A 22,819-nucleotide genomic window follows, 5' to 3' on the forward strand; every position below is an offset into this window, starting at 1 on the left:
AAATTAAATGTTCCTCCACAGCAGGGGTAAAAAGACCTAAAAGAACAAACACACGCCACTAAAAAGAGCTATAAAAAACCAGCGAATCCCGAGGCAGGTTTGAGAAGTTTATCCTTGAAAAAAAACGGCAATTATCTCCCCTGCTGTTGTTCTATTTTTTAATTATTTCTTATGCACTTTTTAATTATTTCTTTATAGCTAGCAGAATTCGACTCTGTTCTATTTTGTACTCATATCTCAGTCATTTCCTGTACCACTTTTATAAAAAATAAATAAGACTTATTCTTTTATGATAATGAGTGTATTTTATAATGGACGATTTTATATATTTTATATACGGATTATAATGCGAAAAATAAAGCTATAATTATGAAAATTAAACGTAAAAAATTTTTATATAAAATTAAAAATAATAAGGATTTGGGGGCGGATTTGGGGGCGAATCACTTCTAATTGAAATAAATTTTGTTTAATCTATGTTTATATTCAGGAAGTTTGTCAATGTATTATATCCGGTAAATAAGGCTAAATAAACATAACGGACGGAAGATTCTAAAAATACCATGAGAGTGGGAAGAAAATGAAAAAATTAAAATACTGTAACACAAAACAAAAAATATACAGAGGTATTTCATATGAAGAGAACACTATTCACAATATTAATAGTTAGTTTATTAGCAATTAGTGTTGTTGGCTGTACATCTACGGAGAACGCGACATCGGTACCTGCTAATGAAGCAGCATCCCCTGCAAATTCTGTACCCTCTCCCGCAGATGAAAATACTACCGGCACGAATATTATCACTATGGAAGAAGCAAAGGAAATAGCTCTTACTCATGCCGGACTTACAGAAGCTGATGTTACTTTTATTAAAACAGAGCTTGGCATTGACGATGGTAGACAGGAGTATGAAATCGAGTTTTATAGCGGTAATAGGGAGTATGATTATGAAATTGATGCGTCTACCGGAAAAATTTTAAGTTATGACTCTGATGTGGAAAACTATTCAATATCAGGAAATAGGCAATTAAGCCAGAATAACACGTATATTGGTGAAGAAAAAGCCAGATCCATTGCACTTGCAAGGGTTCCAGGAGCAACGGAATCCAATATTCGGCTTCATCTGGATACAGAAGATGGAGTAGCTGTATATGAAGGATCTATTGTTTATAACAATGTGGAGTATGAATTTGAAATCAATGCATCTACTGGAGAAATTGTAAAATGGAGCTCTGAATCTGTTTTTGACGACTGATCCTTGCAGCATATTAATAATTTAATCGCTAATAGGCTCCTACAACTGCCTGCTTTGCAGGCAGCCTTTTATTCCTTGATATTTAACTAGTCATATACTGAATGAATTTTTCTTCAACATTTTTGAGCAGTACCGTATTTTTTCCTGGATTTCATAGCTGTTAACCTGTGCCTTAACATTTTTCTCGGAATAGCTTACATTTATATTGTTTTCATCTAGCTTGTTCTATCAATTTTAATCCTTCTTCCCATATCCTACCCATTTCGAAATATTTATATATTTTTACGTGCTCTTATATGTTGGTAAATCAAGTTTGCTTGATTTGTTTTGTATAGTGCCATATTAAATCTCCGTAAATCTGCAGACTCCGGGATAATTTGCCTTTGAACCTCCATTAATTTTCCTTCTTTTTTATTTTTTATCTGGCTTTTCTTTACTGCTATTTCGTTTTTGCCAAACATACAAAGTAAGAGTAAACTTCGCTTCCCTGCCTCCGAGCCCAAGGTTTATTAATTGATATGATAATTATGAAGTGAATTCAAGCTTCTAATCAAAACTTTGCTGAAAAGGTTTGCGTATGCCGCTGCACTGGTTTATCACTAACCATTGCGCCATTTGACCACGCCGTCAAGCCGTTTTCGATAAAACCTTTTCTCAAAAGGTTTTTGATCAAACTTTTTTCTAAAAAGTTTGTGATCAAGTTTTTTTAAAAAAACTTGCGTTTGTAATTTTGGTGAGAAACATGGCTGATACAATTCACTGGGCAGACGTTATAGCCGAAGACGTATTAAAAAAGGGTGACAAACACCTTGTTGCTACAGGCATCACTCCATCAGGGCACATTCACATAGGCAACATGAGAGAAGTCGTGACTGCCGATGCAGTTTATAGATCGCTTGTTGATAAAGGTGCAGATGCTAATTTCATTTATATTGCAGATAATTACGATCCCCTGCGCAAAGTTTATCCGTTCCTCCCCGAGAGTTATGCTGAATACGTGGGAAAACCAATATCTGAAATTCCCTGCCCCTGCGGGAACTGTGCAAATTATGCCGAGCATTTTTTGAAACCTTTCCTGGAAGCCCTCAGGCGCCTGGGAATCAATCCGCAGGTTTACAGGGCAGATGAAATGTACAGGGCGGGCAAATACACCGAAGCAATAAAAACTTCCCTGGTTAAAAGGGATGCTATTGCAAAAATCCTTGAGGAGGTCTCAGGGAAGACCGTAGCACCGGATTGGAATCCTTTCAACCCAAGATGCAACCAGTGTGGAAGGATTACAACAACAAAGGTTACGGATTTTGACCTTGAGGCTGAAACCGTGGATTATGTCTGTGCATGTGGGCATTCAGGTACTGTGCCAATGGCAGGAGGAGGAAAACTCACCTGGCGCGTAGACTGGCCTGCTCGCTGGGCGGTTTTAGGGGTAACAGTCGAACCTTTTGGGAAAGATCACGCTTCAAAGGGTGGTTCTTACGATACTGGAAAGAGGATAGTAAAAGAGATTTTCGGGCACGAACCTCCTTATCCTATTGTCTATGAGTGGATAATGCTTGGAAAGCAGGGGGCAATGTCCTCTTCTACTGGAGTTGTCGTCTCGATTTCGGATATGCTTGAAGTTGTGCCTCCTGAGGTTCTTCGCTATTTGATTATACGCACAAAACCTGAGAAACACATCCAGTTCGATCCTGGACAACCGCTCCTAACCCTTGTTGACGAATACGAAAGGCTCAGAGCACAGTTCAGGGAAAATAATCCTTCGCTTGGGGCTTTTCAAAGTCGAGTTTATGAGCTTTCCAGGGCAACAGGCATCTGCCAGTCTGAAATTCCTTTCAAGCAGATGGTGACAATCTATCAGGTAGCAAGAGGGGACTTTGATCAGATATTGAAAATTGTAAAACGTTCAGGCTTTTCAATTGAAGATAAAGAGTGTATAAAGGAACTTACAAAAAATGTATCTAAATGGCTTAAGCTCTATGCTCCACCTTTTGCCAAGTTTAATGTGAAAGAAAAGGTGCCTGTGCAGGCTGCAACCCTATCCGAACTCCAGAAAGCTTTCCTTTCAGCCTTTGCAGATCTTATAGAAACCAGAGGGGAAATTAGCGGTGAAGAATATCATATGCTGATCTATTCCGCAAAAGATGAGGGTTCAGAACTGAACAGGCTGATTGCAGAAAAGTTAAATAATCCTGCCCCGCAGGTGGACCCCAGGGAGCTTTTCAAAGCAATTTATATCTCAATACTTGGGCAAAACTCAGGTCCAAAAGCCGGGTGGTTCCTGTCTTCCTTTGAGAAGGAATTCCTGGTAGAGAGATTCAAAGAAGCCTCAACCTACAGCCCTGAAAAACAGGAATAAATATGCATAAATCGGATGCTTACAGCCTCTCAAGTTCTCAGGTAGCACCTGCAAAAAATCACTTTTTTGCCTGGGACAGGGAATATGCCCACCTGAAATGGGGCGGGCCTGCACCTGTCCGGAATATACAGGCTTATCTTCTGCCCGGGTATAGGGTGCTTGATGCCGGATCAGGAGGTGGCAGATACCTTGGTGAACTTGCAAGGCATTACGACGCAATTGGAATTGATATTTCTTTAACTGCACTTAAAGCTTCCAGAGCTCAGCTTGCAAGGAGCGGCAGGTTTGCAGAACATCTCGGGGCAGATGTGTCAAAACTTCCTCTCAAAGCCCACGCTTTTGACGGGATTCTCTGTTATGGAGTGCTCCAGCATCTTTTCAAACAAGAAAGAGAATCTGCAGTCAGGGAGTTTCATTACATACTCAGGAAAGGTGGGTTTGTTTTTTTTGAAGCCTTCGGCTGTGAGGATATGCGCTGCGGGGGGGAACCTTCAAACCCTTATGAGGAAAGGACTTTTTCCCGACAAAGCGGTATAATTTATCATTATTTTACCAAAGAGGAAGTAAGGGCACTTTTCGGGAGATTTGAAGTCATCGAGCTGGAGGAGATAACAAAAGAAAAAACATTCAGAGGAGAAACTTATAGAAGGCATCTGGTGAGAGGAATCTTTCGGAAGCCCTGAGATTATTTCATACAGGAAATCCTGAGTTTTTCCTTTCCTGAAGCTTTCAAGAATTTCTCTAGATTTGTATCCCCCAATAGCTTTCAGTCACCTCTGCTATTTTTGCCGTTTACCTGTCATATGAAAGCTATTCCCAAATAGTTTAACACAATTATGGCAAGCGCTCCGAAAATGCCACCTATTGCACAGATAATAACTTCCACCAAAGTAATTGTAATGTTAAGTCCAAGTAAAACTTTTGCTGCGAGCAGGACTAAGACCCCGAGTACTGCATTTATTGCAAGGCTAGTTGCGGTCTTCAGGACTTTATACAGGAGAAAGGCCACTACAATTGCCAGAGCCAGTACTAAAATTTCTATAACTTCAACCACCATAAGTCATAGATAGGGTCTCAACTTATTTATAATTATCATTGAGTGTTATAATTCCTTATAATACCTGTGCAGAGAGTAAAAGCTCACATTTCAGGTTTAAGCAGCATATTTAATGGTTTTTCGTTTAGAACAGAGGTTAATATAGATTTTTCTCCTCAGAAATTCTTTATAAATTCAGTAATAAGATTTTTGAGTGAGATTTTATCTGAATAAGCCCTTGCCTCAAGCAAAGGATCTGGATTTCCGAGCACCATTGCCGAAACTGCTGCGTCCGGATTATAGAGACAGAGCACAGGAATTTTACGGACAAGCGCCCTGCAGATTTCGTAACCCACCCCGGTAGAAGGTACAGTAACCTCTGCAATCAGAGCATCACTTCTTGCAAGCAAATCCATATCTCTGGCATAAATCTCTTCTTCTGTCATCCTCATCTCCACTTTTTCCAGCTCAGGGTCGGCAACGTGCCAGGTGAGCACTTCAGCCCCTGCTTCCTCAAGGGTATCAAATATAAACCTGTATGTCTCAAGCAGCTGCCTTCCTCCGCGGATAGAGCCAGAAAGAAAAATTTTCGGGCTTTGTTTTTCGGAAATTATTATCTTATCCAGATCTTCCATGTTCTTTTCACCTTTTAACTCGTTTTTCCGGCAATTCCAGCTTTTACTGCACACCTCTAAAATAGTGTCCTGTAGTAAAGCCCTGTCCAAGCTTTTCGCAGTTTTCCTTTCCATGCTTCCCGGTATCAATATATGCATCAATTTCATTTCTGTAAGCGCGAGTTACTCTTCTTATTTCGTCAGGATTCTCCATTCCCAGAGTTTCGATCCTGAGACTTGAAACTCTGCTTTCAAGGATTTCAGGAATATATTCGAGCATGCAGAGTGATCTTGAGTTAAGGAGGTGCATTCTGCATTCATAGTCCATAAGCAGAGGAAACTCGTAATTTTTCTCGTCTATTAGTGCAAATTTTCCCGACCTGCATGGAGCACTGCACAAACCTTTGTCGCCCCCTAGAAGCCCGCCTGTAAGGCAGTGCTCCGATTCCATGAGTTCAAGACGGCCGTGAACAATACACTCTGCAGGTCCATAAGAAACAACATTTTTTAACTCTTCAAGGGTGAGTTCGGGTGAAATTACAGCCATTTTGGCTCCTTCCTGCAGTATAAGGGCAAGAGTGTGACTGTTAAAGATATTAAGTGGACTATCTGCAATAAAAGGGATTTTTTCAGCTTTTGCAAGGTTCAGAGTGCCAAGATTTGAAACAACAACTCCATCAGCCCCCAGTTCTCTTACGCGGGAGAGGGTTCTTTCGACAGATCTCATTTCGGAGTCTTTCACAATTTTTGGGGTAATGAGATAAATTTTCTTGCCTGCATTTTGCGCCTCTGAAACCGCATTTTCAAAAACAGCGTCAAGTTCCTGTGCAGAGCTTTCTTCTCTCCCTGCAGTTTCTGGCTTTCTGAAGAGCCCTTCTCCGAAATATACCTGATCAGCTCCCCCCGCAAGCGCCGCTTTAAGTCCTTCAAAGGAATATACGGAAACCGAGAGCATAGGAAGCGTTGGAGTATTTTCTTTCACAGGTTTTCCCGTATCCAGGTCTGCTTTTTCCTCAGATTCAAAGAATTGCAGAGTATCGATAGGTTTTCGTTTCCATCTGGAGATCCGCAGGTTTTCAAGTTGCTCTATTGCCTTTGTCCTCAGTTCGTTTAACTGCCCGATTGGAATAAAAACGTCCCCTTCCACAGAGACATGAAGTTCAGAAACCTCAAAAGGCGTGTTTCCGAGTTTTGAGAGCTGCTTTTCTATCCGATCCTTTGAAGTAGGCTGCTTTTCAGCCTTCTCAACCATATACTCAGATTCAATTGTTACTGTGTTTGAATCTCTGTCTTTTACCTCAAATCTCACAGGCTTTCCAGGTGCAATGTCAGCCTTGATGAATACAGGGATTTTAGGTCTAAGGTTCCCGGATTCACTTTCTTTTTTGAGGGAGTCCATAAGCTTTTTTTCATGTGTCCTGTATACTGTGCTTCCTGCCGGAACCCTTGAATCGAAGGGAATCTCTACTATATCTCCAGTTCCTGCACTGTATACCAGGTTCTTTCCAGAGTACATCGAAAATATGATTTTTCCTTTATCTTCGGGCTTTGTTTCAGCGTTTTCAACCATTATTCCGTCTCCCAGACGAAGAGGCCGCGAGAGTTTTACACGAATACGGTTTGTACGCCTGTTATATCCTGTAACCGTACCTGCAGGAACTCCACGGTTGTGCGGATTTTCCCGGCTCATGAGCTCCCAGCGTGGACTTTCAAAAAAGTAACCTTGAGTAAAACCTCTGTTAAAAAGCTGGGTGAGTGTTTCCTGTTCTTCTTCGGAAACAAAATACTTTGCAGGATTTTCAATGTACCTGTCAATCAGGCGGCGGTAAATCCTGACAACGCCTGCTACATATTCCGGTCTTTTCATGCGCCCTTCAATTTTGAAGGACTCGATCCCGGCTTCTATAAGGGCTCCCAGGCCTGAGGTCGTGTTAAGGTCTTTCGGGCTCAGGAGATAGCTGCCTGTTGTTTTGATCGGTTTTCCTTCACAGTAAAGCCTGTACTTTTTGCGGCAGGGTTGGGCACAGAATCCTCGATTTCCGCTCCTTCCCCCAATAAGGCTGCTAAGAAGACACTGGCCGGAATAGGAAATGCAGAGAGCTCCATGTATGAAAACTTCAATTTCAGCCCCGGTTTTCTCTTTTATCCGTTTTATCTCTTCAAGTGAAGACTCTCGTGAGAGTACAGTCCTTTCTATACCCAGTTTTTTCACAAACTCGATCCCTTCGCTGTTGTGAAGGGTCATTTGTGTGCTCGCATGCAGCGGAAGGTCAGGGAGATATTTTCTTGCAAGTGAGATTAGTCCGAGATCCTGGACTATGACCGCGTCTGTTCCTATTTCTCTCAAGTAAGAAAGCAGTTTAAGGGCATCTTCCACCTCTCCTTCCTTAAGCAGCGTGTTTACGGTTACGTAGACTTTCACGCCTCTGAGATGAGCATAGTCAATAGCCTCTTCAAGTTCTTTCTCTGAGAAATTCGAGGCATACCCCCGGGCACTGAAAGCCCTGGCTCCAATGTACACAGCATCCGCCCCGTTTTCTACGGCTGCAACAAAAGCTTCCATGCCACCTGCCGGGGCAAGCAGTTCCGGTTTTTTAGGCTTCATCAGATGGGATTACAGAGCCTGCCCTTAATTAAGCTTTGGCATTCCTTTCCGGGAAACCTGGAACTGAATTATAAGAAAAAACTACGGCATTCGAAAGACGGCGCAAAAAATCTTGCACTTATGACAAAAACAGTTATCGAAGGAAAAACAAAAAATGAACCGGCTAATCCGATCCGTTTTCCTACAGACTTCAAAAACTATTTGAAAAATCAAAAGCTATTTGAAAAATATTATAAAATCCGTTTTATTGACAAACAATTACAGATTACCTGGTGTAATAGACAGGCATTATTAATTAAATTAGCAGAGCTTTTTACTCGCTCTGCTATAAGTATTAAATTGCAACCAGGGTTGTAGCGTAGCCAAAATAACAAAGAAGCTATGGATTAAACATTATCGGACAAAGTCCAGTGAGCATTTCTTTCGAGTTTATGCCTTTGGTCCTATTATCCAGCTCACTATTCTTCCAGTTTTCTCGTCCTTTGTGGCTTCGCAGAGCATCTTCCCATCGGGCACGTGGCATTCACAGGAGTAACCTAGCTGGTTTGTTCTCCCCATGTACCTGAAGTGTATCTTGCAATAACCTTCCGCACATTCTAGTCCGTACTTTACCCATCCCTCAATATCTGCTCCACCTTCACAGCTTCCTTCACATGCAACAAGCTCAAAGCTTTTCTCCTCATAAGATCCGATTCTAGCAGGAGCCCGCTGACCTTTCTTGAACATCCCTTTCTCAATTTTCTGCGCCTGCAGCACAAGGTCCTCGCCAGTGTTGTTAAGTACCTTAATCTGCACACCTTCAAGAGGTTCCATGGTATCGGCTTCTGACATTTGTATTCCCCCGATAAATGAGAATCCAGATAAGAATTCCATATAAGATATTGACTTTAATAAATAAAAAAGTATCTCAAAATATATGAAAGTAAATATGTAAAAAATCTCACAGATGATGATTCCACAGATGATGATTCCCGCATGGTATAAGTTCCAAAAAAGAAGCCTGGTATTCAGATTTCTCGAATAAAATATTTACCGCTTTCAATCCGTACAAATGCAAGGTTTCTGTTTGCAGGTAGGGCATATACCAGGGTACTTTTTAAGGAAAGCTTCTTCGAGGTCCACGCCGTAGAGATTGGCAAGCGCTCCTATCCAGGCGAAGCAGTCTGCAAGTTCTTCCTCTATTTTTTCTGGCTCTTCTCTGCGGATGGCTTCGGCAAGTTCTCCAACTTCCTCAACAAGCCAGAGCATTGTAGCCTTACCTCCCCTTCTCCTGTCGTTATGTGCATAGAGCTCGTACATTATTTTCTGGAATTCTGAGATTTCCATTGTTCTTCCCTATTCCCTTATTTTATTCCGGAAAAATTTTAGCCGCCCCGATTTTAGCTGCCTGCCTTATTTTTTGCCTTTACAACCTTGCCCTGAATTTTAAAGTCTGACAAGGATTCCCCGTTCCTTAAGATATTCTTTAACTTCCCTAATTGAGTATTCCCTGAAGTGGAAAATGCTTGCTGCAAGGGCGGCATCGGCTTTTCCGATTGAGAATCCCTCATAGATGTGCTGAGGGTTTCCGACTCCTCCTGAAGCTATAATAGGGATATCCAGCTCTTCTGAGAGTTTTCTTGTAATTGGCAGGTCATAACCGGCACATGTTCCGTCCCTGTCCATACTTGTAAGCAAGATTTCCCCTGAACCCAGTTCTTCTGCCTTTCTTGCCCACTCCACGGCATCGATTCCTGTAGCTTCCCTGCCTCCGTAGATTACTACTTCATACCAGGCAGGGGTTCCGTCCTCAAGTTCCAGGATAGTTTTATCCGGATTATTTTCTACATCGAGATTTCTCCTGCAATCAATCGCAGTAACAATGCACTGGGCTCCAAATATATCCGAAGCCTCTTTGATGAAATCAGGATTTTTGACCGCAGCGGTGTTAATTGATACTTTATCTGCTCCAGCTCTGAGAATTTGACGAATTGCGTCTATGGAGTTTATTCCCCCTCCAATTGTAAGAGGAATAAAAACTTCATCTGCAGTTCTTTCAATCACATCGATCATGGTTTCTCTGCCGTGAGCAGAAGCTGTAATATCCAGAAAAACAAGTTCATCTGCGCCCTCTTCATTGTAGCGCTTGGCGAGTTCTACAGGGTCTCCTGCTTCTTTCAGATTTACGAATTCAATGCCCTTAACAACGCAGCCGCCTGCTCTGTCAAGAGTCACATCAAGGCATGGTATTATTCTTTTGGTGAGCATCTATGGTATAATAAATTTAACTGTTATTAAAAGCTTGTTAAAATTAAGCTTAAGAGCCGCAGATAGTATTCTCTAAAAGGCATTTAGATCATTATATATATTGTAAAAAGGAACATCCTGCAGGTTACTAACAACGAAAATAGCTTCTCAAAAATCGAGAACATAAAAACCAGGTTGAGGTAAACTTAAGTTCTCAGGCTCAAAAAGAACTCTGAGCACCTCAATCAACCTAACCGAAAATGTTTATCACGCGGGCGCCTTCAAACCTTGACATCTCGAATTCGGAGCCCTCAAGAACCTTTTTCCTAACCCATATCGGTGCCCCAACACGCAGAGCAAGGGCAATACAATCGCTTGGTCTAGCGTCAAATTGCATAACATTATTATCCTTCTTTAGTAAGAGTCGGGCGTAATAGATTTTATCTATCTTTTCATCAATCAATACACCCTCGATTTTTACTTCAAGCCGCTCGAAAATGTTAATCATAAGGTCATGCGCCATAGGTCTGGGCAAAGAAATATTTTTAATCACATTTCCGATTGAAAGAGCCTCTAGATGCCCTATATATATAGGGAGCATTTTCCCCTGTGCACCTTCAAGAAGCACCACAGGAGTAGGGTCCGTAAAAATGTCGACTATATAGACATCCTTGACTCTAATTTCCTCAAAGTCCTCATAGATGTCAATGCCCATGCTCATTAGATGATTTTACACTTATTAATACCTTATTTAATTTTTAAAGTTTATTAAAAGGATGCTTGAACTTTGATTTGGCTTTTTTCCTTACCAGAACCTCTAGCATTCCAGACCCTTTCTAAAACCATATTTGCCTATCAGAGGTACGAAAGCAACTCCCCCTTTTCTCTTTTTATAAATTTTCCCCTCACTGTCCTTTTTGACTTTATAAAGCTCCTGGGAATCGCTCCCAACAGGAATAACCATTATGCCTCCGGGTTTCAACTGTTCCAGTAAAGGCTTAGGAATACAGGGAGCTGCGCATGTTACAGCTATTCTGTCGTAAGGGGCACACTAAGAATACCCCATTGATCCGTCACCATGTATTACTGTAATATTTTTATATCCAGTATTTTTCAGGTTTTCTCTTGCAAAATTTACAAGATCTTCAATACGCTCAACTGTATACACATGCCCGCTTAACCCCACCAGCTCTGCCATCACTGCAGCATTATATCCTGAACCTGCTCCTATTTCTAGGACCTTATGCCCTTCCGAAAGTTCCAGAAGTTTACACATAATTACAACCATATGAGGGGCAGATATCGTCTGCCCATGACCGATGCTAAGAGGTCTGTCCGTATAAGCTGCTTTTTGCTCATATTCTGGAACAAACCTATGCCTTGGAACGCGGAGTATAGCCTCGCGAATTTTTTCTTCCATCTGCACGTAAGTCCCAAGATTGTCTACGAGGCATCTGCGCATTGCTTCGAATATCTCTTCATTTTCTTTTTTCTTTCCTTCACCACGGCCCTCTTCGGAATTCACGCTGACCCGAACCTTCCCCTATCTTTCTCGCAAAAATTCTTTTTACATATTTTGCAAGCACAACATCGCCTTTCCTTGATCGGAAGCCCCCATCCCTTATTTTAATCTTCGTTATGAGAAGGCGTTTATTTCCCGCTTTTTCTTCGGCTCCTACTACAAATTCATAATCTCCAGGCACACGTTTTTCAATTACTTCGGTTATTCCAGTCCCTGATTGAGCAGAAAACTTTACAGTTACCTCATCAATGGCTCTGCCCCAGATTGTTTCAGTATCTTCTGCTCTGGCAAGCTGTACCCGCTTTCCTCCTGCATCAAGGGCGGTAATCAGGATAGGTACTACCACCCCTGTCTCTTCGTCATCCACAACCAGCTCGTCGCCTACCTGAAGAATCGTCTCGGAATCCAGTTCAGTTTTATAAGTGTTTGAGACATCCATCTTGCTAACTACCACTTTCAGAGTAACGGATTTAGGGGTTTTGATTTCAGCTACATGCACATGCCCGCACTCCAGACAGCGGACAAGCGGACTCGGTCCCTCTTTAAGAACCTCGTGCCTCACCTCTTCTTCAGGAGAACATGAGGGGCACTCAACTTCAATTTCTTTTGTCATAGTATAATCAATAGATGGATTCAGGATACTAAATACTTAACTTCTCCGGTGATGTTTTTATTGAAGAGGCATGAGATAGAACGATGCTATCAAAAGTTTTATTATAACAGAATGCATAGTCTATCATCTCATTATTGAGATGCATCTCAAAATTAAGACGGGTGGCTACAGTGCCTGACATTGAACACCTGAAAAGACTTGCACTTATAGGAGCAGTAAACAAAACTATCAAGGTCTCATCGAGCGAGTTTCAAAAACATACCGGGGCAAGCTCCAAAACCGTAGCAAGAAAGCTAAAGCAGCTGGAAGAAGAAGGGCTGATAGAAAGGAAGATAGTCCCAGGTGGCCAGTTGATAAAAATGACAGAAAAAGGGATTGAAATTCTTAAGAGCGAGTACATCCAGTACAGCAAGATCTTTTCACCGGAACCAGAGATTCTGGAGCTGGAAGGAAAGGTACTCAAAGGTCTGGGTGAGGGCCAGTATTATGTAAATATACCCGGATACAAAAAGCAGTTTGAAGAAAAATTGCATTTTTCACCTTTTCCCGGGACTCTAAATGTACAACTTACTGAAAATAGTTCAATTCTTCAGAATATTCTGTATGAAATGCCAGCTATCCAGGTAGAAGGCTTCAGTGACGGAGAACGCACCTTCGGAGGCGGGAAGTGTTATCCGGTCGTTGTTGGAGGTATCGAGGCTGCTGTAATCGCTCCTGAGAGAACACATTACCCATCGGATTTGATCGAGATTATTGCGCCTGTTAAGCTGAGGGATGCCCTGGAACTGAATGACGGAGACAGAGTTGTAATACAGGTAAAAAGACAGGGAACGGAGAGCCAAAAATGAGCGGAGATACAGTTTACAGTTGTCTTACGTATAGAAATGAGAACATCAACAGGGCGCTGAAAGCTCTGAGAGCAGGAAAAATGATCCAGATTTACGATTCGGATTCAAGGGAGGGGGAAACAGACCTTGTAATTCCTGCAAAAGCGGTCACTTTTAAGGATGTAAAAAGGATGCGAAAAGACGCAGGCGGTCTCATCTGTGTGGCAATTGACCCTGTAGCTTCAAAACAGCTCAAGCTGCCTTTTATGGCTGAACTCATCCGGGAAGCAAGTAAAACAAGTGACGTGCTTGGGGAAATCGTGGAAAAAGAAGGCGACCTTAAATATGATTCTCATTCTTCCTTTTCCCTCTGGGTGAATCACAGGAATACCAGAACCGGCATCCCTGACAATGAAAGAGCCCTGACAATCCGGAAAATCGGAGAAATTACAGAAAGAAAGCTGTCTGGAGATCCAGTCCATTTTGGAGAGGAATTCAGAACACCTGGACACGTTGCGCTACTCAGGGCTGCAGAAGGACTTCTGGATGAACGAAAAGGACAGACCGAACTCTCAGTTGCACTTGCCCGTATGGCAGGAATTACCCCTGCAATGGTAGTCTGTGAGATGCTTGACGATTATAGCGGAGAGGCACTCTCCAAAGAAGACTCGAAAGAATACGGTAAAGAACACGGACTTGTGTTTCTAGAAGGGCAGGAAATAGTGGAAGCTTATATGACGTGGACAGGTTCGGAATAAAAAATCTCTTTTCTTCCGCTTTTTTATTTTTGCTCCTTTTTCCTGTTTTTTTATTTATTTTTAAACCGCAGAATTTTATATAGAGATAAACAAGTATATCATTGATAGCTTCTTGACAGTTCTCAACGGTGCTGATTTTTCATTTGTGCGCCGCCCATTTTCGGTTTTCTATTGTTCGATGTAAGGGAGTCAGGAATATGTTACAAAAGTTTAAGAAAGTACAGCGAGTTCTTATCTATGTACTAATTCTGAACCTTACAGTTGCGTTTGCCAAAATTATTTATGGAAATCTGACCGGCACCTTAAGCATGGTTGCAGATGGCTACCACTCCCTTTTTGATGGAGTTTCCAATATTATAGGACTGGCAGGAAGTTTCATCGGAGCCCGCCCTCCTGATGAGGGGCATCCCTACGGGCACAGGAAATATGAGACTGTAGCTTCTATTTTCATCGCTTTACTACTGATCTTCGTAGGCATTGAGATTTTCAGGGACGCTCTAAACCGTTTCCTAATCCAGAGTAACCCACAGGTCACAGCTATAAGCTTTCTTGTGATCCTCGGAACAATGGGTATTAATTATCTGGTAACACGATATGAGCATAAACAGGGTGAGTTGCTCAGAAGCCAGGTACTTATAGCTGACTCAATGCACACAAAAAGTGATATTTATGTTTCCCTGTCGGTTTTAGTAAGCCTTGCTGCTATAAAACTCGGTTTTCCTTTAATGGATCCCTTAACTGCTGTAGTAATAGCTTTTCTGATCTTCAGGGCTGGATACAGGATTATTAAGGAGGGCTCTATGGCTCTTATGGATATGTCCAGAATTGAAGAAAAAGAAATTTGTGACCTTGTTTTGAGCATTGAAGGGGTAAAGGGCTGCCATAAGATCCGAACTCGCGGGAGTATGGGGGATATCAGGGTCGATATGCATCTGCTTGTACAGCCGGATCTGAAGCTTGAGGATGCACATCTTATCGCTCACAGGGTCAGTAAAAAGCTGAAGGGAGAATACAAAGATGTTTCTGATGTCGTCGTGCATCTCGAACCATTCATTGGGCAACCCCAAGAATCAAATACCAAAAAAACAAGTTAAGATGCATGGCTGGAAACGTTTTCGGGCAGATGTTTCGGATTGCAACCTGGGGTGAATCCCACGGCAGGGCTGTAGGTGTTGTAGTAGACGGATTGCCTGCAGGGCTTCCTTTCTCCGAAGCTGACATACAGAAAGAACTGGACAGGAGACGCCCTGGGCAAAGTGAGGTTTCCACTCCCCGTCATGAGGCTGACAGGGTAGAGATCCTCTCTGGAATCTTTGAAGGAATGAGCACAGGCACTCCTGTTTCCATGCTTGTCTGGAACTCGGATGTCAGATCTTCGGCTTACGATGCAATTAAAGATACTCCCAGACCTGGACACGCCGATTTTACCTATATGGCCCGCTACGGAATGAGAGATCACCGTGGAGGGGGCAGGTCTTCAGCCCGGGAAACAATAGGCAGGGTCGCCGGCGGAGCACTTGCAAAACTCCTGCTTTCCAGATTTGGAATCCAAATTGTCGGGCACGTGCTTGAACTCGGAACAATTCGGGCAAACCCTCTTCCCTTTGAAGAGATCCTGAAAAACGTAGAAAAGACTCCTGTGCGCTGTGCCGATCTTGAAGCTGCAGGAAAAATGCTTGAGAAAGTTACGGCAATTCGACAGGAAGGAGATAGCATTGGAGGCATTGTCGAACTTATTATAAAAGGCGTGCCTGCCGGTCTCGGAGAGCCTGTTTTCGACCGGCTGGATGCTGACCTTGCAAAAGCCCTTATGAGTATTCCTGCCGTCAAAGGCTTTGAAATTGGAGCCGGATTTGAGGCTGCCCGCCTGCTTGGGAGTCAAATGAATGATCCTTTCAGGGTGGTGGGAGGAAAAGTAACTTCTCCGAGCAATAACGCCGGCGGAATCCTCGGAGGAATATCAACAGGTCTGGATATTGTATGCAGGGCAGCCGTAAAACCAACCCCATCAATAGGAAAACTTCAGCAAACCATTGACCTAAAAACCCTTGAAAATACGGAAATCACAATCAAAGGTCGGCATGATCCCACAATTCTCCCTCGCATAGTACCGGTTGCGGAAGCTATGGCTGCCCTTGTGCTTGCTGATCATATGTTAAGGAGCGGCTTTATTAATCCAAGAACTTTGCTGGAATAAGAAGGATAAGGTTCAACAAAATATAAATCGGGCAGTCACTGCAGACTCAATAAAACAACATAGATAACAAAAAATGAAAAAAATTAATATTTGTCTGTCATATTGTTGACATAGTTTTGTGAGCTATTATCTCTCGCTAAATGGGTTTTTGATTTTTTCTAATAGCGCCCGGTACATGTTTTTTAAATGAAAGTATAATTGAGCACGGAAAGGCAAGAATATATACTATAAAGACAACGAAATTTTTTATATTTCCAAGTAGGAGAAAGTTTTGGGATGAGAGAAAGCCTGAGAAAATCTGGCATCGATATAATTGGAGATGTGCCCTGGGGAACGCACTTCTGCCAGTTCTACCAGACAAAAGAAGATTTGATGGACATACTGGTTCCTTACTTCAAAGCAGGGTTGGAAAGTAATGAGCTTTGTGTGTGGATAACATCAGATCCTATGGAAGTAGAAGAGGCAAAGGAAGCCATGAGAAAGGCTGTTCCTAATATCGATGTCTATCTGGAGAAAGGGCAAATGGAAATTATCCCTTACACTCAGGGGTACATAAATGGAGGGGTTTTCGATCCGGATAGCGTGATGAATAGCTGGGTTGAAAAAATCGATCAGGCTATGGCAAGCGGCTATGACGGATTAAGGGCTTCAGGGGATAATCGTTGGCTGGAAGAAGAAGGCTGGGATGATTTTGTTAAATATGAGGAAAAAGTGGATGCTTTTGTTGACAAACACCGCGTGATAGCCTTATGCCCATATTATCTCGATATGTGCAGCTCAGCCGAGATTATTGATGTAGTTTCCAACCATCAATTTGCTTTGATCAAAAGGAAAGGAAAATGGAAGCAGATAGAAAATACTGGAAGGAAGAGAGCAGAAAAAGAAGCTATTCAGGCTGCAAAAAGCTGGAAATCTACTTTTGATACTGTGCCAGACCTTATAGCCATAATAGATAATGAGTGCCGGATTGTTCGTGCAAACAGAGCCATGGCAGCAAGGCTGGGAGTGACACCGGAGGAGTGTGTAGGGTTAACCTGCCATTGTATTATCCGTGGAACAGACCATCACTCGTCTTTTTGCCCGCATCGGCAGTTGCTTAAAGACGGGGCTGAACATGCCACAGAGGTTTGCGAGGATTGCCTTGGCGGGTATTTCGCGGTAAGTATAACGCCGCTGCATGATTCAGAAGGAAAACTTATTGGAAGTGTTTATGTCGCCCGTGATATCAACGAACTCAAACAAAGAGAGCACCGGATATGCAGATACAACAGTATTCTTGAAGGAATCAACTGGATTTTCAGCAATGTAATGCAGGCAAAATCAGAAGAAGAACTGGGAAACGCATGCCTATCTGTAGCCCTGAAAATCACCGGCAGCCAGTTTGGGTTCATAAATAAGATGGGTGACGACGGGCTGCTGCACGATATTGCAAAAAGCGAGCTTGGGTGGGAACAGTGCTTTATGTATGATAAAACAGGGCATGGTCCCCCAAGAGATTATGTTGTTCGTGGTCTGTATAATAGTGTGATTAAGAGCGGGAAAAGCTTCTTTACCAACGATCCACCGTCACACCCCGACAGCATGGGTCTTCCGAATGGACATCCGCCTATCACATCGTTTCTTGGCGTGCCTCTTATCCAGAACGGGAAAATGATTGGCTTGATTGCAGTCGCAAATCGCGAAGGAGGCTACAGCCGCGAGCAACAGGAAGATCTTGAAGCTATAGCGCCAGCAGTTACACAGGCTCTCCAGAGGAAAAAGGAAGAACTGGAACGTGAACAGGCTGAGAGAGCGCTGCTGGAAAGCGATGAACGGTTTCGCTCAGTTCTTGAGAACTCGCTTGATTCAGCGTACCGCGTAAACCTTCAGAACAGACGCTTCGATTATATAAGCCCGGTGATAGAGCGGATTACAGGCTTCTCTGTTAAGGATATAAATACGATAAGTAGCAAGGGTTTTCTTGACCGCATCCATCCTGATGACCGCCCACAGGTAATTGAGGAAACTACTCGGTCACTGGAGGAAGGTTTTGGAGCACATGAATATCGCTTTAAATGCAAGGATGGAAAATATCGCTGGTTAGCTGATCACTTCTCGATTATTAAAGATAAAACAGGCATGGCATGCTTCAGAGCAGGGATCATCCGCGACATTACCGAGCGCAAAAAGGCAGAAGAAGCTCTCAGGTTATCAAATATTTACAACCGCAGCCTTATTGAAGCCAGTCTGGATCCTCTGGTAACTATTGGGCATGATGGTAAGATTACAGATGTGAATGCTGCTACAGAGCAGGTTACCGGATACTCCAGAGATGAGTTAATCGGGACTGATTTTTCCGATTACTTTACCGAGCCTGAGAAAGCCAGAAAAGGGTATCAACAGGTCTTCACATGTGGTGAAGTTCGGGATTACGCTCTTGAAATTCAGCATAAAAACGGACATGTAACACCGGTACTATATAACGCTTCAATTTACAAAGACGAGAACGGTAAAGTCATTGGGGTATTTGCTACAGCGCGTGACATCACCGAGCGCAAAAAATCGGAAGAAGCCCTGAAAAAAGCATATGATAATCTGGAATACCTGGTTAAGAAACGAACACAAGAGCTTGAGAAGGCTTATGAGTCATTGAAAGAAAGCGAAACCGGACTTGCTGAAGCTCAGAAAATGGCTCATATTGGAAATTGGGATTGGAATCTTGCAACCAATGAAGCACACTGGTCTGAAGAGCTATACCGTATTTTTGGGCTCAGTCCTCAGAAACCAACCCCATCTTATAATGAGTTTTTAAATTACGTACATCCCGACGATCGGGACTATGTAGATAGAAACTTTAAGAAAGGGTTAAACGAAGGATCTAGAACTGGCATTGATTATCGTATTATTTTAGCTAATGGAGAAGAACGTACAGTTCGTTCAAAAACTGAAGTTATCTTTGATATGCGTAATCGCCCTGTTCGGATGAGGGGAACAATTCAGGATATTACTGAGCAGAAAAAAGCCGAAGAAGCCATGGCTAAAATTGATAAAATCCGGATAAAAGAAATCCATCACAGAATAAAGAATAACTTGCAGGTAATTTCTTCCCTGCTGGACCTCCAGGCTGAAAGATTCCAGGATGAGAAGGTACTGGAGTCTTTCAGAGAAAGTCAGAACCGTGTCATTTCAATGGCACTCATCCACGAAGAGCTCTACAAAGGAAAAGGGACAGATACTCTGAATTTTTCAGCCTATCTTCAAAAGTTAGCTGAAAATCTTTTCCAGACTTACAGCCTCAGGAGTAAGGGCATTCTTTGATATGGATTTGGAGGAAAATGCATTCTTTGATATGGATGTCGCTGTCCCGTTAGGAATAATTGTTAATGAACTTGTTTCCAATTCCCTCAAACATGCTTTTACTAAGGAAGAAGGGGAAATTCGAATCAAGCTTTGCAGGGAAGAAAAGGATGATGAGACACAGGAGTCACTCTTCAGCCTGACAATTTCAGACAATGGAAAAGGAATTCCCGAAAACATAAAGCTGGAAAATTTTGAATCTCTGGGGCTGAAGTTAGTAAATATTCTTGTTGACCAGCTCGATGGAAAAATCGAGCTTGAAAGAGCAAATGGAACGGAATTCAGAATCATTTTCAATGTAACGGAAAGGGAATAAGCTCGGATAGAATTGATAGAGAGCCAACACCCGGATATCTTTATTTACTTTCCATTCATGTTTATTATTTCAACTTTGAAAGGCTTGATTCGGGAATTAATCATCATAACCCTGAAAATATAGGAACATATAATATCTTCTTCTTTTATTTTATTATAGTTTTCTTTATCTGAAATGGCAGAATATTAATATTACTTTATTAATATGACCTCTCAGGTTTCAAATCTAGATCTTTTAAATCTCAATGGATTGAATTCCGGTGAAACTAATCTGGCGGTTATCAGGTTCTGAAGTTATGATCTCAACTCCCTGATAATTGTTAATTTGTAAATCTCATTAAACTTTGACTGCCATAAATAAAAACAGCTAATTTATGATTGCCATGACAAATCCACCGCGGCTTATTGCATGGGAACTAACTGCGGGATGCAACCTGAACTGCGTGCACTGCAGGGGAGCTTCCACCTCCTCGGTTCCCGAAGGCGAACTCACAACAGAAGAAGCGAAACACTTCATTGACGAAGTTGCAGAGCTTGGAAAACCCATCCTTATCCTTAGCGGAGGCGAGCCTCTAACCAGATCTGACGTTTTTGAAATCGCACGTTACGGCACGGATGCCGGGCTTCGAGTCGTGCTTGCAACAAACGGCACACTTCTTACGCCTGAGATTGTGGAGAAATTAAAAGAGGCAGGCGTCCAGCGGCTAAGTATCAGTATTGACGGAGCGACTGCAGAGACGCATGACAATTTCAGGGGCATGCCCAGTGCTTTTGAAAGAACGCTTGCAGGCATTGAAGTCCTTAAGAAGGCAGATTTCCCCTTCCAGATCAACGCCACGGTCTCAAAACGCAACCTTGAAGAAATTCCAAAGACCTTTGAGCTTGCAAAAGAGCTAGGAGCAGTTGCATATCATGTCTTTTTCCTTGTACCCACAGGCAGGGGGGAAGAATCCGATGAGGTTTCTCCTGCAGACTACGAGCGCATTCTGCACTGGTTCTATGATATGCAGAAAGAATCGGAAATCCAGCTAAAAGCGACCTGCGCCCCCCACTATTTCAGGATAATGCGCCAGCGGGCGAAAAAAGAAGGCATTGAAATCTCGGTTAAAACCCACGGCTACGAGGCAATGACAAAAGGCTGTCTCGGAGGCACCGGTTTCTGTTTTGTGTCGAGCGTGGGTGAGGTTTACCCTTGCGGCTACCTGCCTGTGCTTGCCGGGAATATAAGGGAACAGCCTTTCAAAGATATCTGGGAGAACTCCGAAGTCTTCAGGAAATTGAGGAATCCCGAAGAACTTAAAGGAAAGTGTGGGATATGCGAATATAAAAACGTCTGTGCAGGCTGCAGAGCAAGAGCCTATGCTGCAACAGGCGACTACCTCGAAGAAGAACCTTACTGCATATACAGGCCCGGAAAGAAGTGATCGTGATCAAGATGATTGATATTGAAAATTATAAAAATAGGCTTAAGAAAGAGGCTGCCGATTTCTCCTGTGACATGGATCCTTATGAAGAGGAAGTTCCGGTAATAGAACTTGATGAGACCGACAAAAGGATCCTCAACTTTATCCAGCAGGAAGTTCCCCTCGATGTCGAGCCTTTTGCAAGGTTAGGCGAGATCTTCGGGCTTCCGGAAACTGAGGTAATTAATAGGCTGCGTGAACTCAACAGGAAAGGGGCAGTAAGAAGGATAGGTCCCGTACTCAGCATGAGAAATATGGGAGGTGTAAGTACTCTTGTAGCTCTGAAAGTGCCCGAGTCCCGCGTAGAGGAAGTTGCTATTTTTATTAACAAGTATCCCGAAGTTTCCCATAATTATCTCAGAAGTGCTGCACAATATAATCTCTGGTTTACACTTTCGGCTCCAAATAAAAACAGGCTTGAGGAGATTCTCAACGAAATTCGGGAGAAAACAGGCTGTCCTCTTCTTGATCTTCCTACAAAGCATCTGTTTAAGATTCAGGTAAGATTTGATATCAGGTGAAATTATGGATAAAACGGATGTAAAATTGCTAAAATTGATGCAGGATGGAATTCCGATCACTCACTCTCCTTTCAAAGGGTTTGCTTCTGAGCTTGGGATCAGTGAACAGGAGGTTGTTGAGAGGCTTAAAAACCTCCAGAAAGCTGGGAAGATCCGCCGCTTTGCGGCTTCAATCGGGCACAGGGCTATAGGCATAAAAGCAAATGCAATGTGCGTCTGGAATGTTCCTGACGAGAAGATAGAAGCGGTAGGGAATATCATGGCAGAATTCCCTGAAGTGACTCACTGCTATGAGCGCCCGCGCTATCCTGACTGGCCATATAATCTGTTCACTATGATCCATTCCTATACGCCTGAGAAATGTGAAGAGATAGCTGTTAGAATCTCAGAAGCTACTGGAATTAAGGATTATACCCTCTTTTTCAGTGAGCGGGAGTTCAAAAAAACCGGAGTCAGGCTTTAAGGGTCAATCTTAAGGTCTTCTGCGAGGTTCCTGCTATGGCTGAAACAAATAATTTTCTCCCGCTTATGCTTGACCTGTCTGGCAGAAAAATCGTTATATTTGGAGGCGGTTCGGTTGGAGAACGCAAAGCCGAATTATTCTCAGGCTGCGCAGATACCCTTGTTGTCAGCCTCGAGTTCTCCAAACGGCTGTACGAGCTTGAAGCTTCAGGCAAGGTGCGGCTTATTCGGCTTGACCTGTTAACGGCATCGGATTCTGAACTCAGGGAACTTATCTCAGGAGCCTTTATTGTCACACCCGCAACAAGCAATTCCGAACTAAATAGAAAGATTACAGCCATTGCACGAGAAAACGATATTTTGATTAATCAGGTAGACGCTTTAGGTAGTGTCGTAATCCCATCAGTAATAAAGAGAGGAGACCTTACAATCGGGATTTCCACTCTGGGACATAGCCCCGCAGTCTCAAAATATACCCGCAGGCAGATTGAAGGCGTAATTACCCCTGAATATTCTGACATGATCCGACTTCAGGATGAGCTAAGGAACTATCTGAAGAAGCATGTGGGAGATCAGAGAGAGAGACAGAAGATTCTCTGGATAATTCTTGAGAACGAAGCCATCTGGAATGATCTTTCCGAATCATATGAAAAAGCGGCTGAAAGGGCATATGCGATAGTCTCAGATTACCTGGAAAATTCCAGTAGATGAA

22 protein-coding genes and 1 pseudogene are annotated in these 22,819 nt (G+C 42.7%); 14 read left to right on the top strand and 9 right to left on the bottom strand.

What is annotated here, in order from left to right; genetic code table 11:
• The first annotated feature begins 635 nt into the window (after positions 1-635).
• The 3 genes from MSTHT_RS10970 (at position 636) to MSTHT_RS10985 (ending at position 4,295) form a co-directional block, all read left to right on the top strand.
• Complete coding sequence (locus tag MSTHT_RS10970; RefSeq protein ID WP_048167815.1) at positions 636-1,256, top strand: PepSY domain-containing protein; 621 nt, start codon at positions 636-638, stop codon at positions 1,254-1,256.
• A gap of 742 nt (positions 1,257-1,998) precedes the next feature.
• Positions 1,999-3,612, top strand: coding sequence for a lysine--tRNA ligase (gene lysS / locus MSTHT_RS10980; protein WP_048167817.1), 1,614 nt, complete (start codon positions 1,999-2,001; stop codon positions 3,610-3,612).
• A gap of 2 nt (positions 3,613-3,614) precedes the next feature.
• Positions 3,615-4,295 carry a class I SAM-dependent methyltransferase gene (locus tag MSTHT_RS10985; RefSeq protein ID WP_048167818.1) on the top strand — a complete coding sequence of 227 codons (681 nt, stop codon included), beginning with the start codon at positions 3,615-3,617 and terminating at the stop codon, positions 4,293-4,295.
• Between the two features lie 116 nt (positions 4,296-4,411).
• Here MSTHT_RS10985 and MSTHT_RS10990 read toward each other — a convergent pair whose 3' ends face one another.
• The 3 genes from MSTHT_RS10990 to MSTHT_RS11000 all read right to left on the bottom strand — a co-directional run bounded on the left by MSTHT_RS10990 (position 4,412) and on the right by MSTHT_RS11000 (position 7,867).
• Positions 4,412-4,669, bottom strand: a complete 258-nt coding sequence (locus MSTHT_RS10990; protein WP_048167819.1) for a pro-sigmaK processing inhibitor BofA family protein — start codon at positions 4,667-4,669, stop codon at positions 4,412-4,414.
• A 155-nt stretch (positions 4,670-4,824) separates the two neighbouring features.
• Positions 4,825-5,283, bottom strand: coding sequence for a nucleoside 2-deoxyribosyltransferase (locus MSTHT_RS10995; RefSeq protein ID WP_048167820.1), 459 nt, complete (start codon positions 5,281-5,283; stop codon positions 4,825-4,827).
• A 43-nt stretch (positions 5,284-5,326) separates the two neighbouring features.
• Positions 5,327-7,867 (bottom strand): DUF3656 domain-containing U32 family peptidase, encoded by a 2,541-nt coding sequence (locus MSTHT_RS11000; RefSeq protein ID WP_048167821.1) that lies wholly within the window; start codon positions 7,865-7,867, stop codon positions 5,327-5,329.
• A 3-nt stretch (positions 7,868-7,870) separates the two neighbouring features.
• Between MSTHT_RS11000 and MSTHT_RS11005 the strand changes: the two genes are divergently transcribed.
• Positions 7,871-8,224, top strand: coding sequence for a hypothetical protein (locus MSTHT_RS11005; RefSeq protein ID WP_048167822.1), 354 nt, complete (start codon positions 7,871-7,873; stop codon positions 8,222-8,224).
• Positions 8,225-8,296: 72 nt separating this feature from the next.
• Here the strand turns inward: MSTHT_RS11005 and MSTHT_RS11010 are convergent, their stop codons facing one another.
• From MSTHT_RS11010 to MSTHT_RS11035, 6 genes and pseudogenes are all read right to left on the bottom strand, one after another.
• Complete coding sequence (locus tag MSTHT_RS11010) at positions 8,297-8,698, bottom strand: hypothetical protein (RefSeq protein WP_048167823.1); 402 nt, start codon at positions 8,696-8,698, stop codon at positions 8,297-8,299.
• 207 nt (positions 8,699-8,905) lie between these two features.
• Positions 8,906-9,193 (bottom strand): MazG nucleotide pyrophosphohydrolase domain-containing protein, encoded by a 288-nt coding sequence (locus MSTHT_RS11015; protein WP_048167824.1) that lies wholly within the window; start codon positions 9,191-9,193, stop codon positions 8,906-8,908.
• A 99-nt stretch (positions 9,194-9,292) separates the two neighbouring features.
• Positions 9,293-10,114, bottom strand: coding sequence for an imidazole glycerol phosphate synthase subunit HisF (hisF, locus tag MSTHT_RS11020; RefSeq protein WP_048167825.1), 822 nt, complete (start codon positions 10,112-10,114; stop codon positions 9,293-9,295).
• A gap of 229 nt (positions 10,115-10,343) precedes the next feature.
• Positions 10,344-10,814 carry a bifunctional nuclease family protein gene (locus tag MSTHT_RS11025; protein WP_231588082.1) on the bottom strand — a complete coding sequence of 157 codons (471 nt, stop codon included), beginning with the start codon at positions 10,812-10,814 and terminating at the stop codon, positions 10,344-10,346.
• Between the two features lie 96 nt (positions 10,815-10,910).
• Positions 10,911-11,555 (bottom strand): annotated as a pseudogene (locus MSTHT_RS11030) (protein-L-isoaspartate O-methyltransferase).
• A 37-nt stretch (positions 11,556-11,592) separates the two neighbouring features.
• Positions 11,593-12,228 (bottom strand): HVO_0476 family zinc finger protein, encoded by a 636-nt coding sequence (locus tag MSTHT_RS11035; protein ID WP_048167827.1) that lies wholly within the window; start codon positions 12,226-12,228, stop codon positions 11,593-11,595.
• 170 nt (positions 12,229-12,398) lie between these two features.
• Between MSTHT_RS11035 and MSTHT_RS11040 the strand changes: the two genes are divergently transcribed.
• From MSTHT_RS11040 to MSTHT_RS11080, 10 genes are all read left to right on the top strand, one after another.
• On the top strand, positions 12,399-13,076 hold the full coding sequence (locus MSTHT_RS11040; protein ID WP_048167828.1) for a winged helix-turn-helix domain-containing protein/riboflavin kinase: 678 nt from the start codon (positions 12,399-12,401) through the stop codon (positions 13,074-13,076).
• On the top strand, positions 13,073-13,813 hold the full coding sequence (gene ribB / locus MSTHT_RS11045; protein WP_048167829.1) for a 3,4-dihydroxy-2-butanone-4-phosphate synthase: 741 nt from the start codon (positions 13,073-13,075) through the stop codon (positions 13,811-13,813). The genes MSTHT_RS11040 and ribB overlap by 4 nt, the downstream gene beginning before the upstream one ends.
• Before the next feature lie 197 nt (positions 13,814-14,010).
• Entirely contained in the window at positions 14,011-14,907 is an 897-nt protein-coding gene (locus MSTHT_RS11050) for a cation diffusion facilitator family transporter (RefSeq protein WP_048167830.1), read from the top strand.
• A 5-nt stretch (positions 14,908-14,912) separates the two neighbouring features.
• On the top strand, positions 14,913-16,010 hold the full coding sequence (aroC, locus tag MSTHT_RS11055) for a chorismate synthase (RefSeq protein ID WP_048167831.1): 1,098 nt from the start codon (positions 14,913-14,915) through the stop codon (positions 16,008-16,010).
• Positions 16,011-16,286: 276 nt separating this feature from the next.
• A complete protein-coding gene (locus MSTHT_RS11060; protein ID WP_052721882.1) occupies positions 16,287-19,307 on the top strand; it encodes a PAS domain S-box protein in 3,021 nt (1,006 codons plus the stop codon).
• Between the two features lies 1 nt (position 19,308).
• Positions 19,309-19,662, top strand: coding sequence for a sensor histidine kinase (locus MSTHT_RS15220; protein ID WP_052721883.1), 354 nt, complete (start codon positions 19,309-19,311; stop codon positions 19,660-19,662).
• A 373-nt stretch (positions 19,663-20,035) separates the two neighbouring features.
• Positions 20,036-21,085 (top strand): heme b synthase, encoded by a 1,050-nt coding sequence (gene ahbD / locus MSTHT_RS11065; RefSeq protein WP_048167832.1) that lies wholly within the window; start codon positions 20,036-20,038, stop codon positions 21,083-21,085.
• An 11-nt stretch (positions 21,086-21,096) separates the two neighbouring features.
• Entirely contained in the window at positions 21,097-21,645 is a 549-nt protein-coding gene (ahbA, locus tag MSTHT_RS11070) for a siroheme decarboxylase subunit alpha (RefSeq protein WP_048168548.1), read from the top strand.
• Between the two features lie 4 nt (positions 21,646-21,649).
• Entirely contained in the window at positions 21,650-22,108 is a 459-nt protein-coding gene (gene ahbB / locus MSTHT_RS11075) for a siroheme decarboxylase subunit beta (RefSeq protein ID WP_048167833.1), read from the top strand.
• A 35-nt stretch (positions 22,109-22,143) separates the two neighbouring features.
• Positions 22,144-22,818: a precorrin-2 dehydrogenase/sirohydrochlorin ferrochelatase family protein gene (locus tag MSTHT_RS11080; protein WP_048167834.1), complete on the top strand. Its 675-nt coding sequence runs from the start codon at positions 22,144-22,146 to the stop codon at positions 22,816-22,818.
• Position 22,819: the final 1 nt, after the last annotated feature.

Source organism: Methanosarcina thermophila TM-1 (assembly GCF_000969885.1).
Lineage (GTDB): Archaea > Halobacteriota > Methanosarcinia > Methanosarcinales > Methanosarcinaceae > Methanosarcina > Methanosarcina thermophila.

Bases quoted from the DNA above. Each gene is read 5' to 3' on its own strand.
- MSTHT_RS11025 (WP_231588082.1), bottom strand. From the start codon at position 10,814: ATGAGCATGGGCATTGACATCTATGAGGACTTTGAGGAAATTAGAGTC.
- MSTHT_RS10970 (WP_048167815.1), top strand. From the start codon at position 636: ATGAAGAGAACACTATTCACAATATTAATAGTTAGTTTATTAGCAATT.
- MSTHT_RS11050 (WP_048167830.1), top strand. From the start codon at position 14,011: ATGTTACAAAAGTTTAAGAAAGTACAGCGAGTTCTTATCTATGTACTA.
- MSTHT_RS15220 (WP_052721883.1), top strand. From the start codon at position 19,309: ATGGATTTGGAGGAAAATGCATTCTTTGATATGGATGTCGCTGTCCCG.
- MSTHT_RS11060 (WP_052721882.1), top strand. From the start codon at position 16,287: ATGAGAGAAAGCCTGAGAAAATCTGGCATCGATATAATTGGAGATGTG.
- MSTHT_RS10995 (WP_048167820.1), bottom strand. From the start codon at position 5,283: ATGGAAGATCTGGATAAGATAATAATTTCCGAAAAACAAAGCCCGAAA.
- MSTHT_RS11000 (WP_048167821.1), bottom strand. From the start codon at position 7,867: ATGAAGCCTAAAAAACCGGAACTGCTTGCCCCGGCAGGTGGCATGGAA.
- MSTHT_RS10985 (WP_048167818.1), top strand. From the start codon at position 3,615: ATGCATAAATCGGATGCTTACAGCCTCTCAAGTTCTCAGGTAGCACCT.
- MSTHT_RS11015 (WP_048167824.1), bottom strand. From the start codon at position 9,193: ATGGAAATCTCAGAATTCCAGAAAATAATGTACGAGCTCTATGCACAT.
- MSTHT_RS10990 (WP_048167819.1), bottom strand. From the start codon at position 4,669: ATGGTGGTTGAAGTTATAGAAATTTTAGTACTGGCTCTGGCAATTGTA.
- MSTHT_RS11010 (WP_048167823.1), bottom strand. From the start codon at position 8,698: ATGTCAGAAGCCGATACCATGGAACCTCTTGAAGGTGTGCAGATTAAG.
- MSTHT_RS11080 (WP_048167834.1), top strand. From the start codon at position 22,144: ATGGCTGAAACAAATAATTTTCTCCCGCTTATGCTTGACCTGTCTGGC.
- MSTHT_RS11005 (WP_048167822.1), top strand. From the start codon at position 7,871: ATGGGATTACAGAGCCTGCCCTTAATTAAGCTTTGGCATTCCTTTCCG.
- aroC (WP_048167831.1), top strand. From the start codon at position 14,913: ATGGCTGGAAACGTTTTCGGGCAGATGTTTCGGATTGCAACCTGGGGT.
- hisF (WP_048167825.1), bottom strand. From the start codon at position 10,114: ATGCTCACCAAAAGAATAATACCATGCCTTGATGTGACTCTTGACAGA.
- ahbA (WP_048168548.1), top strand. From the start codon at position 21,097: ATGATTGATATTGAAAATTATAAAAATAGGCTTAAGAAAGAGGCTGCC.
- lysS (WP_048167817.1), top strand. From the start codon at position 1,999: ATGGCTGATACAATTCACTGGGCAGACGTTATAGCCGAAGACGTATTA.
- ahbD (WP_048167832.1), top strand. From the start codon at position 20,036: ATGATTGCCATGACAAATCCACCGCGGCTTATTGCATGGGAACTAACT.
- MSTHT_RS11035 (WP_048167827.1), bottom strand. From the start codon at position 12,228: ATGACAAAAGAAATTGAAGTTGAGTGCCCCTCATGTTCTCCTGAAGAA.
- ribB (WP_048167829.1), top strand. From the start codon at position 13,073: ATGAGCGGAGATACAGTTTACAGTTGTCTTACGTATAGAAATGAGAAC.
- ahbB (WP_048167833.1), top strand. From the start codon at position 21,650: ATGGATAAAACGGATGTAAAATTGCTAAAATTGATGCAGGATGGAATT.